11 protein-coding genes are annotated in these 12,486 nt (G+C 35.5%); 4 read left to right on the plus strand and 7 right to left on the minus strand.

All coding sequences use genetic code 11. The features are described 5' to 3' along the window. Nucleotides 1-13 precede the first annotated feature (13 nt). Both ACHRVZ_RS12520 and ACHRVZ_RS12525 read left to right on the plus strand, forming a co-directional pair. Entirely contained in the window at nucleotides 14-1,285 is a 1,272-nt protein-coding gene (locus ACHRVZ_RS12520) for an MFS transporter (RefSeq protein ID WP_395422835.1), read from the plus strand. A gap of 72 nt (nucleotides 1,286-1,357) precedes the next feature. Next, nucleotides 1,358-2,275, plus strand: coding sequence for an urea transporter (locus ACHRVZ_RS12525; protein ID WP_395422836.1), 918 nt, complete (start codon nucleotides 1,358-1,360; stop codon nucleotides 2,273-2,275). A 97-nt stretch (nucleotides 2,276-2,372) separates the two neighbouring features. On the opposite strand, the gene fucP is transcribed toward ACHRVZ_RS12525, so the two are convergent. The 7 genes from fucP to ACHRVZ_RS12560 all read right to left on the minus strand — a co-directional run bounded on the left by fucP (nucleotide 2,373) and on the right by ACHRVZ_RS12560 (nucleotide 10,192). Continuing rightward, a complete protein-coding gene (gene fucP, locus ACHRVZ_RS12530) occupies nucleotides 2,373-3,674 on the minus strand; it encodes an L-fucose:H+ symporter permease (RefSeq protein WP_395422838.1) in 1,302 nt (433 codons plus the stop codon). Between the two features lie 144 nt (nucleotides 3,675-3,818). Then, a complete protein-coding gene (locus ACHRVZ_RS12535; protein WP_395422839.1) occupies nucleotides 3,819-4,262 on the minus strand; it encodes a MaoC/PaaZ C-terminal domain-containing protein in 444 nt (147 codons plus the stop codon). Between the two features lie 205 nt (nucleotides 4,263-4,467). Beyond that, a complete protein-coding gene (locus tag ACHRVZ_RS12540; protein ID WP_395422841.1) occupies nucleotides 4,468-5,535 on the minus strand; it encodes a Gfo/Idh/MocA family protein in 1,068 nt (355 codons plus the stop codon). Between the two features lie 2 nt (nucleotides 5,536-5,537). Further along, nucleotides 5,538-6,761: an extracellular solute-binding protein gene (locus ACHRVZ_RS12545; RefSeq protein ID WP_395422842.1), complete on the minus strand. Its 1,224-nt coding sequence runs from the start codon at nucleotides 6,759-6,761 to the stop codon at nucleotides 5,538-5,540. Beyond that, nucleotides 6,761-7,900 (minus strand): CaiB/BaiF CoA transferase family protein, encoded by a 1,140-nt coding sequence (locus tag ACHRVZ_RS12550; protein ID WP_395422843.1) that lies wholly within the window; start codon nucleotides 7,898-7,900, stop codon nucleotides 6,761-6,763. The genes ACHRVZ_RS12545 and ACHRVZ_RS12550 overlap by 1 nt, the downstream gene beginning before the upstream one ends. A gap of 1 nt (nucleotide 7,901) precedes the next feature. Then, entirely contained in the window at nucleotides 7,902-9,047 is a 1,146-nt protein-coding gene (locus ACHRVZ_RS12555; RefSeq protein WP_395422845.1) for a CaiB/BaiF CoA transferase family protein, read from the minus strand. Next, on the minus strand, nucleotides 9,044-10,192 hold the full coding sequence (locus tag ACHRVZ_RS12560; RefSeq protein ID WP_395422846.1) for an ABC transporter substrate-binding protein: 1,149 nt from the start codon (nucleotides 10,190-10,192) through the stop codon (nucleotides 9,044-9,046). The genes ACHRVZ_RS12555 and ACHRVZ_RS12560 overlap by 4 nt, the downstream gene beginning before the upstream one ends. 326 nt (nucleotides 10,193-10,518) lie before the next feature. Here ACHRVZ_RS12560 and ACHRVZ_RS12565 point away from each other — a divergent pair, with 326 nt between their 5' ends. Together ACHRVZ_RS12565 and ACHRVZ_RS12570 are read left to right on the plus strand one after the other, a co-directional pair. After that, nucleotides 10,519-11,283, plus strand: a complete 765-nt coding sequence (locus tag ACHRVZ_RS12565) for an SDR family NAD(P)-dependent oxidoreductase (RefSeq protein ID WP_395422848.1) — start codon at nucleotides 10,519-10,521, stop codon at nucleotides 11,281-11,283. Nucleotides 11,284-11,444: 161 nt separating this feature from the next. Next, complete coding sequence (locus tag ACHRVZ_RS12570) at nucleotides 11,445-12,299, plus strand: fumarylacetoacetate hydrolase family protein (protein ID WP_395422849.1); 855 nt, start codon at nucleotides 11,445-11,447, stop codon at nucleotides 12,297-12,299. Nucleotides 12,300-12,486: the final 187 nt, after the last annotated feature.

The raw sequence follows: 12,486 nt of genomic DNA on the forward strand, positions 1-12,486 counted from the left end.
AAAAATCGATTTGATGGATGCAAATAGTAATAGGTCGTATACCAAGTATTATATTATTGCTTGGGGGTTTGGTTTAGTTTTTTACTTTTTAGATTATGTAATACGTTCTGCTCCAGCAGTAATGATTCCGGAGCTTTCGCATAGTTTTTCTGTAAGTGAGGTAGGATTAGTGACTATTATAGGTACATATTATTATACATATTCAACCTGTAGTTTAATTGCGGGAATAGCATTGGATCGATTTGGAGCTAAATATTCACTTTTTGCCGGAGCACTTATTTTAGGAATTGGCTGTTTGTTATTTTTAATTTCGAGTCAGTTTGCCGGAACCACCGGACGATTGTTTCAGGGCGCGGGATGCGCATTTGCATTTCCGGGTTGTGTTTATCTGGCCAGTAAGGGGTTTTCTGCAAAATCGCTTGCAACGGCGATAGGATTTACCCAGTGTTTTGGAATGCTTGGCGGATCAGCAGGACAATTTGTTGTAGGACCTTTGATTGAAAAAGGAATCGACAATACCATTTTTTGGTTGTGGATTGGAGTTTTTACGATACTTGTAGCTTTTGGACTTTACTTTGTGATTCCGGCAAATAAAACGGAGAAAAGTGAAGAAATTAGCCCCAAAAAACAAAGTCTATTAAGTCCCTATAAAATTGTTTTCAGTAATCCACAATCGTGGTTTTGCGGTATTATTTCTGGATTATTATTTGCTCCAACAACAATATTTGCAATGACATGGGCAGTTGATTTTTTTCAAAAAGATCGTGCCTTAGATTTCCATACAGCCACAATTTCGAGTGCAATGGTAGCATTTGGATGGGTATTTGGTTGTCCGTTGTTAGGATATTTTACAGATAAAATAAGAAAACGAAAACCAGTTTTAGTATTGGGAGCTTCAATGATGATTTTAAGCCTCGTTCAATTATTGTATTTTCCTGAATTACTTCCCATTAAAGTTAGTATGTTTTTATTAGGAGTTGCTTCTGGTGCAGCAATGATCCCATATTCTATAATTAAAGAAGCAAATCCTGACAACGTAAAAGGGAGCGCCACGGGAGCTATCAATTTTATAACTTTTGGAGTTACTACTATTTTAAGCCCGATTTTTAGTCATTTGTTTGGACAAACTCTTGGAAACACTACTGATAAAATGGTACACTTTCAAGAAGCTGGTTCATTCTGGATTATCGGAATCGCCATCGCTATTTTAGTTAGTTTTATGTTGAAAGAAACTGGTCAGGGAACTATTACCAAAGATGCGGCTGGAAATTTTATAAAGGATTAAAATTTAAAAACGGAAACAGCTAATTCGTGCATTTTCCCCCGAAACAAATATATACCTCTCTAATATTTTAATATGAAATTAACCCCACCGGAACAACCTACAAAAAAACTTGATCAACAATTTTCTTTTATCATCACACTCTTAAAAGGCGTAGGGCAAATTATGCTTCAGGAAAGCGTATTTACTGGTTTGTTATTTTTGGCAGGTATTTTTTATGGATCGCTCAGTATGGGTTTTGCAGCACTTCTAGCAGTTTTTATTGGTACCATTACAGCAAAGATATTAGGCTTTAACAAAACAGAAACAGCGCAGGGAATTTATGGTTTTAGTCCGGCTTTGGTTGGAGTTGCGCTTTTGTTTTATTTTGAATCTAATTTAATTGTTTGGTTATCGGTAATTGTAGGTTCAGTATTGGCGGCAATTGTACAACATGGGTTTAGCGTTAAAAAAATACCGGTTTTTACATTTCCTTTTATTGTGGTTACTTGGGGTTTAATATATGTTCTAAGAAATAGTTTTGGAGTTCCAGCTGCAGAATTTCTAAATAGCACCGCAGTTTTGACACCTGATTTTGCTTTTGCACTTAGAGGATTTGGTCAGGTTATATTTCAGGGAAGTACTTTTGCAGGTGCCGCTTTTTTTATTGGCGTATTTGTTTGTTCTCCCATACGTGCTCTTTACGGATTAGCTGCAGCATTGATTGCAGGAATTTTGGCTGGTTTATATAATGCTCCTGCAGACGGAATTATGCAAGGTTTATTTAGCTATAATGCCGTATTGTGTGCAATTGTTTTTGCAGGTAATAAAGCAATAGATGGAGTCTGGACGTTCATAGCTGTGGCTTTGTCGCTTGTAGTTAGTTTTGTGATGAATGCGTATAATTTTACGCCGCTTACTTTTCCGTTTGTTGTAGGAACCTGGATTGTTTTAGTATTGCAAAAAAGTACTAAAGGCTTTTTTTTAGATGGAAAACCAGCTATAAATGAGTAATATTGGATTGTTACTTTTAATATAAAAACATATTTAAAACGAAAAAAGGGTTGAATCTAAAATATCTGATTCAACCCTTTTTTATTTTTTTAAACAATTACTTCACAGCTTTTACTTTGTGTCCAGAAATACCAAAATAAAGAATGATGAAGAAACAAAGTAACGGAATAATGTATCCAGCCTGAATATCATCATGTTTCATATCGATTAAAGTTCCCATTCCGTAAGGCAATATAGCGCCACCAACAATGGACATTACTAACCACGAAGAACCTGTTTCTGTGTTTGATTTTAATTCCACCAATCCCAAAGAAAAGATGGTTGGAAACATAATTGACATAAAAAATCCGATTCCGCCAAGAGCGTAAATCACGTAAATTCCAGTTCCGTAAATTGCAACCAGACACAATAAAATGCTGCAAACGCAGTAGATAGAAAGCAAGACATAATCTTTAACAAACTTCAAAAAGAACGTTCCGCTAAAACGTCCAACCATAAATAAGAAACCATAAGCAGTTAGATAATAAGCCGCCGTTTTTTCATCAAGTCCGGCTCCTTTTTGTGCTATTCGAATAAAAAAACTGGTTATACAAACTTGTGCGCCAACATAAAAAAATTGTGCAACAACGGCCCAACTTAAGTGTGAGAATTTCAAAACTGAAAAGAATCCAGGCTTGACTTCCGTTTCTGTTGGTTGAGATTTCATAGACGGTAAGTGCATGAAATAAAATACAATCGCTACTAAAACCAATACAGTTCCTAAAATAATATACGGCAATTTTACAGCCGATGCTTCTTCCAGTAAATAAGCTGCTTGTGCTGTTTCAGACATAGCAGACATTTGTTCCGGAGTATGATTGACACCTGAAAGTATAAAAACACCACCTAACAAAGGAGCTAATGTTACCGCTAAGCCATTAAAAGATGCTGCTAAATTCAATCTGGTTGAAGAGGACTCAGGAGGTCCTAAAATCGCGGCATAAGGATTAGCACTTGTTTCTAAAATAGTTAATCCACAGCCAATAATAAATAAAGCCAATAAAAAAAGTTCATAAGTTCGAGTGTTTGCGGCCGGTACAAATAGAAATGCTCCAACTGCAAAAACTAACAAACCGGTAATAATACTGTTTTTATACCCAATTTTTTTGATAATAATTCCCGCAGGAATCGCCATTATAAAGTAAGCAAAAAAGATCGCAGTATCAATCAACGTAGATTGCCTGTTGTTAAGCTGACAAGCTTTTTTTAAATGCGGAATCAAAATTCCGTCTAAACCATGTGCCATCCCCCAAAGGAAAAATAAGCTCGTAATTAATATAAATGGTAAAAGGTATTTTGTTCCCTGTACTTTTTCTGTAGTGACTTCATGTTGGTCACTAATTTGGTTGGTTATTTGCATAGTTTTTTTTAAAGGTTGATAGTTAAATAGGTGCTAAGTTACTAAGGTCCTAAGTTGCTAAGGTTGTGAGTTGTTAAGTTTTAGAGATTTGAGTTTGGTAACTTTTTTTCTAAAAAAAACTTAGAAACTTAGCAACTCAGAGCCTTAGCTGCTTTTCTTGACTAATAGTAAATGATCACAAACAAGAACGACTTCACCTCTTTGATTAATAATTTCTACGTGTTCCGTTACGGTTCCCATATCTGGTTTTTTTGCTTCTCCTTTTTCTGAGATCGTAATTTCAGAATGAATAGTATCACCAATGTGAACTGGTTTTACAAATCGCATTCTGTCATAGCCTTTCGAAAAAGCTTCGGGATTAATTTCAGAAGCTGTTAAGCCAATACCAATGCTGAAAACCATTGTTCCATGTGCGATTCGTTGACCAAAAGGTTGTGTTTTACACCATTCTTCATCCATATGATGTGGAAAAAAATCTCCCGTATGACCTGCGTGAACTACAAAATCAGTTTCGGTAATCGTTCGGCCAAAAGTGACGCGTTTTTCGCCAATTTGATAATCTTCAAAGAAGGTTGATTTGAAATACATATATTTTTTAGTTTAATAAAAGTTAGATTTTAGGAGTTAGGAGGAAGATGCAAGATGTAAGAAGTAAGATGTGAAATATTAAAAGTGAAATAAAAATAAAAATTGTTTAATAGCAATTGTTTCAAAATAGCTATCAACTAAAACTCTGTATCTAGTTTCTTGCATCTTGCTTCTAATATTTCACATCTTGCATCTTTCTTTCAGATTATAATTCGTTAAGTGAAACTCCTCCGTTTGTGTTGCTACTATAACAGGCTTCAACGACTTTCATCGTGTCTAAAACGTCCTGAACACTTGCTAAAAGTTTGGTGTCAGAACCTTCTTTAAAGCGCATTAAATTTGACATTGTTCCTATGAAAGCTTCGGGAAACCAGGAACCTTCCAGTGCTACTTTTTTCCATTCGTATTCGCCTTTTTCATTTAATACTGAATATTCAAATTCGTCCGGTAAACCATCAGGATAATTCATTAATAAGCCCATTTTAGCTTTAATAGCGCCTTTTGTGCCTTCCCATTTAATGTAACTTTCCTCGTGTTTAGGCCCAAAATGATGATCGTGATTGGTATTGATTACCACATGTTTGTCTTCTCCATAATCCAGAATAATTGTAGAACGGCAAGAGGATAATTTTTTTAACGGATGTTTTGCCGTTTTTGCCATCACACTTTTCGGGTTTCCTAAGAACGATCTTATACAATCAATATAGTGAACACTATGAAAAAGAATTTCTAATCTGGGATGTTCTTTAATAAGAGGAAACAATTCCCAAGGCGTATTAACGGTTACTTTAAATTCAAAATCATACAATTCGCCAATAATTCCCTGATCGATAAGATGTCTTGCTGCACTTACAAAAGAGGCAAAACGCAACTGAAAATTAATCGCTGCAACCAGATTTTTACGTTCGCAAACTGCAACAATTTCGCGTGCCTGAGCAAGGTCATTTCCCATTGGTTTCTGAATCAAAACTGCTGCTCCGTCTGGCAGTTGTTCTAAAATTTCAATGTATTGGTCGGGTAGAACCGTAATATCGTAAATTGCATTTGATGGTGCATTTTTAACCGCATCGGCAACATTTTCAAAAACATGAGCGATTTTAAATTGTTTTGCAAGATCGTGTGCTTTAGAAACCGTTCTGTTTGTGATACCAAAAACTTCAAAACCGGCCATTTCATAAGCAGGTAAATGCGCATCTTTTACGATTCCGCTTGCGCCGATGATGATGATCGGCTGGGTTGTTTCCGGTAATTTTGGTTGATATGGAATATTCATGTCTATTCTATTTTTTGAATATTAATTTGTGTTTCTTCTAATAATTGTGCCGAAGGAATATCACTATTTATAGCTTTTAAAACCATATGATCGATAAATTCAGCAACTTTTGGCCAAATTGGGGTTTGTGGTAATGTCAGCGCATTTTCGTGAAGCATTTCCAGTTTATGGTAGAACGGAATTAAAGTATTAATTTCTTCATCTTTCCAAGTTGATTTTCGACAGCCAATTCCGCCTTCGATAGTCAATAATTTGTCACTTTCCGGTGTAGTTGCAAACCGTAAAAAATCGTAAGCTAATCTTTTGTGTTTGCTTCCGGAACCAATTGTATACAACCAATACACATTCAAAGAAGCGGTTTTATGATTCGGATCAGATGGGAGAGAAGCAATATCAATTTTGCCTTTTACTTTCGATTCTTCGATAACTTCAGCCATCGAAGCAAATCCAAACCAGTTGATTGCCATTGCAGCTTGTCCATCTGCGAAAGCCAAACCTGCTTCTACAGAACCAAAATCCTTAGATTTTGGATGAACAGCATTTTTGTCATTTACGATTTTACGATAAAAATCTAAAGCCTGAACCGCTGCATCACTATTAATAGAGATTTGATTTTTATCGTTGATTAAAGATCCGCCACGGGTCCATAACTGCAGGCAAAAATCAAAAACCATATTGTGCCCGTCTGGATAATTGGCAAAAATACAGCCGTATAGATTTTGCTCGGGACGATTAAAGAATGTTGCGATTTCCGTAAATGCTTTCCAGGTTTTTGGAGTAGAAAGCTCATGACCAAACTGCTTTTTGAAATTCTCTTTTTCAGTTTCATTTTCGAATAAATCTTTTCTGTAAATCAAACATTCGGGTCCATCGTGAAAAGGAAGTCCATATGTGCCGTTATCCAATTGTTGTAAATGCAGAAGCGATTTGTGCCAGCCGTATGGATAATTTTCAGGAGGATTTTCGGCTATAAAGGAATATAAATCAACAACCGCTTTTTCGTGTACAGCATCAAAAATCCAATCGGTATTGAGGTGTGCAATATCCCATTTCCCTTCCTTTAGACCTTTTTTTAAAATTGTAGTTTCGTAAAGTTCGTGCAATTCCAGAGGAATCATTTCGACTTCAATCTGAATATTGTTTTTAAGACAAAATAAATCCCACAGCTTTTTCAGTGTACTTTCGAACGGATCAAATTTGCGAACAGCGATTCTTATTTTTTTCATTATATGGAAATAAATTCTTTAATAATTTTCTCGTTGTCCTGCCCTAATTTTGGAGAACCTTTACTGGAAGTCAGGTATTCGCCATCAATTTTTATTGGGCAACGCGTTGTTTCATAAGAGTAACTGTCAAGCATGAATACTTTCTGAGTAAAATCCAGAACTTTGAATCCTTCTTCAGCAAAAAGCTGTTGGTAGTTTAAAACTCCGGCGCACCAAATGTCTGCAGGTTCTAAAATATTCAGCCAAAAATCAGTATTTTGAGTTTGTAAATGTTCCGCCAGAATATTCTTGATTTCATCTCTTAAAGTGAATTTATTTTCAGGAAAAGCCAGAAGGGCATCACATTTTAAAAGCGAAGCCAAAACCGGAATAGAACCCATTGCCAAAGCTAAAAAGCCATTTTTGGTTTTGTAAATTCCGTACGGCGCACCCAAGTAAGCGTGCGCATTATTAGTTTTCGTTCGAACAGGTAATTCGCCACCATCATTAAAATAAGTCGTAATCGTTTCAAACTGAAAATCAAAAGCCGATTCTAACATACTTACTTCAACTAATGCACCGATATTTTGAGTAGCTTTTCGATATAAAGCAGCTAAAATTCCCTGTGCCAAATGTGCTCCCGCCAACATATCTACAATAGATAAACCCATTGGTACCGGGCCATCTTCTTGATTTCCGCTTAACCAGGTTAAAGCTGTTAAAGATTGTAAAAGTAAATCCTGTCCCGGTAAATCTTTAAGTTCGGGATGATTTCCAAAACCTGAAATTGACGCATAAACAACATTCGGATTTATTGCTTTTAAATCATCATAACTCAAACCCACGCGTTCCATAACTCCGGGTCTGAAGTTGTGCATAACGACATCGGCTTTAGCCAACAATTTTTTTAATTTTTCTAATTCTGATGGTTCTTTAAAATCAATAGCAAAAGATTCTTTGTTTCTGTTAATCGTATGAAAAACAGAAGATTCACCATTCATAATTAAATCAGAAGTATATAAGGTTCTGCAGATATCGCCTGTTCCCGGTTTTTCAATTTTTATCACGCGCGCACCCAAATCAGCCAATCGTAAACTCGCTGAAGGGCCAGAAAGAAACTGACTAAAATCTACTATTAAATAATCTTCTAATGGCTTCATTCTATTTGCTTAAAAATTGTTCGTGTATATTGAGATTATCTTCTCCAACTTTGGGAGCTGCTTTTGAACTTGTCAAAATCTTTCCGTCGAGCTGAATGGGACTTCTTGTAGTAATTAAAGTTTCTCCATCAGAGTTTTTGACGGTTTGTTTCAATTGCAATTCATTTACAAAAGGCTGATTGTCGAGTTCTTCATAATTGAATACTTTTCCGCACCAAATACCTTGTTTTTGAAGTAATGAGATCCAATAATCAGCTGATTGAGTTAATAATTTCTCTGCTAATATTGTTCTGATTTCATCTCTTTTTTCAAACCAAAGATGTTTATCAGTGTATTGTTTTAAATCAACGCCGAGTGTATTTCCAATAAAAATTAAATTACCCATTGCCAAAGAAAGATAAACGTCTTGGGTCTGATAAACTCCGTATGGAGCACTTAAAAAAGCATGCGCACTTCCTTTAATATCGCCTCTTTCGGGCAATTGACCGCCATCATTTAAGAAAGAGGTAATAGCTTCAAACTGTACATCTAAAACGGATTCGAGTAAACTCACTTCAACCAAAACCCCTTTACCGGTTTTAGCTCTTTTAAGCAATGCTGCTAAAATTCCTTGTACAAAATGATTGCCGCACATTAAATCGGCTACAGCCAAACCAAACGGAACGGGTTCCTGACTTTTTCTACCGCTTAACCAACTTAATCCGGATAGCGATTGCAACAATAAATCCTGCCCCGGTTTTTTTGCCCAAGGCCCAATGTTTCCATAGCCTGTAATTGTTCCGTATATTATTTTTGGGTTGATTGCTAATGATTCATTAAAATCTAATCCAATTTTTTCCATTACGCCCGGTCTGAAATTATGCGTCATAATATCTGCCTGAGCGATTAGTTTTTTAATCAGAATCAAATCTTCAGGGTTTTTAAGATCGGCTGCAAATGATTCTTTATTTCTGTTAATGGTATGAAACAATAAACTGCTATCATCAAGAAAAAGATCTTTGATACTCAATTGTCTGCAAGCTTCGCCTTTTACCGGACGTTCTATTTTAATGACTCTTGCACCCAAATCGGCCAGTTTTAATCCAGCTGAGGGACCTGCCAAAAACTGGCAAAATTCCAAAACCACTAATCCTTCTAACGGTCTCATGTTGTTTGCAGGTTTAAAGATTTAGCATAAAGAGAATTCAATGTTTCTAAAACCAATTCTTCATTTCCGCCATTCATTAAATAATCACGAACAACATCGCCTCCATGATCCTGAAAATACATATGCCCGGAATATCTTGGGCGTAAAAAAGCGCGTTCTAAAGCCGGTAAAGTATTTTTGAAATAGTCATGCGTTACAGCATTGATTCGGTCGCTTTTCCACGCTTGTAAATGACCGGGTTGTCCGCCATTATCGGCGAATATATTTTGCTGAACCTGTGAGGATCCGGTAAATTCGGCATATTTAATAGCTTCAGGAATATGCTTGCTGAATGAGGAAACAGCTAAACCTGTTCCGCCCAGCGAACTAATCATTGGATTATTATTCAAACGAACTAAATCGTAAAAATGAAGCAGGTTTTTACTGTAACCCGTTCTCGAATAATTCGAATAACCATAAGCAAAAGGGCAATAGGCAATTGTATCAGAATTAACCATTGCTTCGTAAACCTGAATTGGATTTCGGTTAAAATTTGCAGGATCAATTAATTGTGCCAATTCTCTAAACATTTGCAAAGCCTTTTTTCCTGTTTCTACAGAAATTACTTTGTCATCAGATTGAAAAGGAGCTTCACCTAAACTGCAGCAATACATATAAAAGCTCATTAAAACATCGACAGGAATTCCGGCAAAAGCAACTAATCCTTTCTTTGCGAGTGTTAATAATTCGTCGTATGTCTGAGGTACTTTTAAACCTTGTTTTTCTAAAATATCCAAACGAGCTGCGGCAACCGGTGTGGCTGCATCAATAGGTAGCGCCCAAAGTTTGTTGCTAAAAACGTAACTTCCGTACGAATATCCAACCGTATTGATTTCCTGATCTTTTATATATTCAGCTGAAAGATGATCGGAGAGGGGAAGTATTGCGTTTGTATGAGCGCCAAAGCCGGTCCATGGATGATCAATAACAAGAAGATCAAATCTTTTTGCCAAATCTTCAATTGATGCATCTGCAAATTCCTGTAAGCTCCTTTTCTCCCATGTGATTTCTACGTTAGGATTTAGTTCTGTAAAACGCTGTGCTGTAGCAACCATTGGCAATAAACCTCTAGTGTGATTCCACGTTATCCCTTTTAATACCGTCATTTTTATTCTAATTTATAGGTGATGATTTTGCTTTAAAAATAATAAATGTAAAAAATACAATTACAAAAATAGAAATAAGATTGAATTGCGCAATGAATGATCTGTTTATTAACAATAGTTTTTTGCAGTATGTGAATCAGGTGTCTTCTTTTTTTACAAATGATATAATAAATGTTATAAAATATTAAAGTATGATCATTTTTAAAGATTCATATGAAAATATATCTCATATATAAAATTAAAAATTACTTTTGTAATTGTGTTTTTTACATTTATTATTTTAAGAGCACTATAACAGGACAAATAAGGACTAAATACAAATAAAAATGTTTTCATTAAAAAATAAAAAAGCCGTTGTAACTGGAGGCGGTAGCGGAATAGGAAGAGCTATTGCGACGTTGTTTGCAAAGCAGGGTGCGGAAGTACATATTTTAGATTTAACTCTAGAAAGTGCTCAGGAAGCGGTAGACGATATTAAGAAATTGGGAGGAAATGTTTTTTCATACGCCTGCAATGTAGCGAACCAAAAAGAGGTTATTGCAACATTTGAAACCATTGGAAATATCCACATTCTAATTAATAATGCAGGAATTGCAAATGTTGGAAAAGTTGATACAACTTCAGAGTCTGATTTTGATCGTGTGATGGAAGTAAACGTAAAAGGTGTTTACAATTGTTTGTACGCAGCGATACCGCAATTTCGACTTTCGAAAGGTGGCGTTATTTTAAATATGGCGTCTATTGCGGCATGGGTTGGTATTCAGGACAGATTTGCATATTCGACTGCAAAGGGCGCTGTAATGGCAATGACTTTGTCTGTAGCGAGAGATTATATTGGCGAAAATATTCGTTGTAATTCTATTTCTCCTGCACGTGTCCACACACCATTTGTAGATGGTTTTATTTCGAAAAATTACGCTGGAAAAGAAGCTGAAATGTTCGAAAAACTTTCACAATCACAACCTATTGGCAGAATGGGAAAACCGGATGAAATTGCAACGCTTGCCTTGTTTTTATGCAGTGACGAAGCAGGATTTATCACCGGAAGTGATTACCCAATCGACGGAGGATTTATTAAACTAAATAATTAAGGACAGGTACTAAGGTGCTAAGATTCTGAGGTACTAAGATTTCTTAGCACCATAAAAAAATAAAAATAATAATTAATTAAAAAGTTACTAAGGTCCTAAGCAGCCAAGATTTAAAAAACTTAGCATCTAAGAACCTTAGCAACTCAGCAACTTTAAATGATATGAAATTAATACGTTTTGGAGAAATAGGAAAAGAAAAACCAGGAGTTTTAATTGCTGAAAAAAGATATGATGTTTCTTCTATCGTTTCAGATTTTAACGAAAGCTTTTTTGAAGAAAACGGTTTAGAGAAATTACAAAAAGCTTTAGAAGCAAATCCAACTTTACCAGAAGTTGATGCGAATGTACGTTTAGGATCTCCGGTAGCGAGACCATCAAAAATAATATGTATTGGTTTGAACTATGTAGATCACTGCAAAGAAACCGGCGCACCAATTCCAACAGAACCAATTATCTTTTTTAAATCAACGACTTCATTGTGTGGTCCTGATGATGATGTTGTAATTCCTAAGAATAGCGTAAAAACTGACTGGGAAGTTGAATTGGCTTTTGTTGTAGGTAAAAAAGCAAGTTATGTAGAAGAAGCTGAAGCTTTAGATTATGTTGCGGGTTATGCTTTACTGAATGATTACAGCGAAAGAGAATTTCAAATTGAGCGTGGCGGACAATGGGCAAAAGGTAAAGGCTGTGACACATTTGCACCGCTTGGTCCCTTTTTAGCTACTAAAGACGAAGTAAATGATGTTGATAATTTATCGATGTGGCTTTCTGTAAACGGTAAAAAATACCAAGACAGTAACACGTTAAATTTAGTTTTCAAAATACCTTATTTATTACATTACTTAAGTCAGTTTATGACTTTGCTTCCTGGCGATATTATTAGTACAGGAACACCTCCTGGAGTTGGTTTAGGAATTAAGCCTGATCCAATTTACTTAAAAGCTGGAGATGTTGTAGAGCTTGGTATTGAAGGTTTAGGAACAAGCAAGCAAACTGCAGTTGCATATAAAAAATAATTATTAATTCGTTGAGCATAATTATTTAAACACATAGAAACATAGATATTCGATACGCAAAAAAAGGCGTTTCACTTGTCTAAATACACATAGCTATGTTTAAATGATATATCATTTATTTTGGTTTTCTTATTAAAAAATGAAAAATCTATGTTTCTATGTGTTTTATAATTTTTTTTAATTGTGC

This window comes from Flavobacterium sp. FlaQc-57, assembly GCF_044007395.1.
GTDB lineage: Bacteria > Bacteroidota > Bacteroidia > Flavobacteriales > Flavobacteriaceae > Flavobacterium.

Bases quoted from the DNA above. Each gene is read 5' to 3' on its own strand.
- ACHRVZ_RS12520 (WP_395422835.1), top strand. From the start codon at position 14: ATGGATGCAAATAGTAATAGGTCGTATACCAAGTATTATATTATTGCT.
- ACHRVZ_RS12525 (WP_395422836.1), top strand. From the start codon at position 1,358: ATGAAATTAACCCCACCGGAACAACCTACAAAAAAACTTGATCAACAA.
- fucP (WP_395422838.1), bottom strand. From the start codon at position 3,674: ATGCAAATAACCAACCAAATTAGTGACCAACATGAAGTCACTACAGAA.
- ACHRVZ_RS12535 (WP_395422839.1), bottom strand. From the start codon at position 4,262: ATGTATTTCAAATCAACCTTCTTTGAAGATTATCAAATTGGCGAAAAA.
- ACHRVZ_RS12540 (WP_395422841.1), bottom strand. From the start codon at position 5,535: ATGAATATTCCATATCAACCAAAATTACCGGAAACAACCCAGCCGATC.
- ACHRVZ_RS12545 (WP_395422842.1), bottom strand. From the start codon at position 6,761: ATGAAAAAAATAAGAATCGCTGTTCGCAAATTTGATCCGTTCGAAAGT.
- ACHRVZ_RS12550 (WP_395422843.1), bottom strand. From the start codon at position 7,900: ATGAAGCCATTAGAAGATTATTTAATAGTAGATTTTAGTCAGTTTCTT.
- ACHRVZ_RS12555 (WP_395422845.1), bottom strand. From the start codon at position 9,047: ATGAGACCGTTAGAAGGATTAGTGGTTTTGGAATTTTGCCAGTTTTTG.
- ACHRVZ_RS12560 (WP_395422846.1), bottom strand. From the start codon at position 10,192: ATGACGGTATTAAAAGGGATAACGTGGAATCACACTAGAGGTTTATTG.
- ACHRVZ_RS12565 (WP_395422848.1), top strand. From the start codon at position 10,519: ATGTTTTCATTAAAAAATAAAAAAGCCGTTGTAACTGGAGGCGGTAGC.
- ACHRVZ_RS12570 (WP_395422849.1), top strand. From the start codon at position 11,445: ATGAAATTAATACGTTTTGGAGAAATAGGAAAAGAAAAACCAGGAGTT.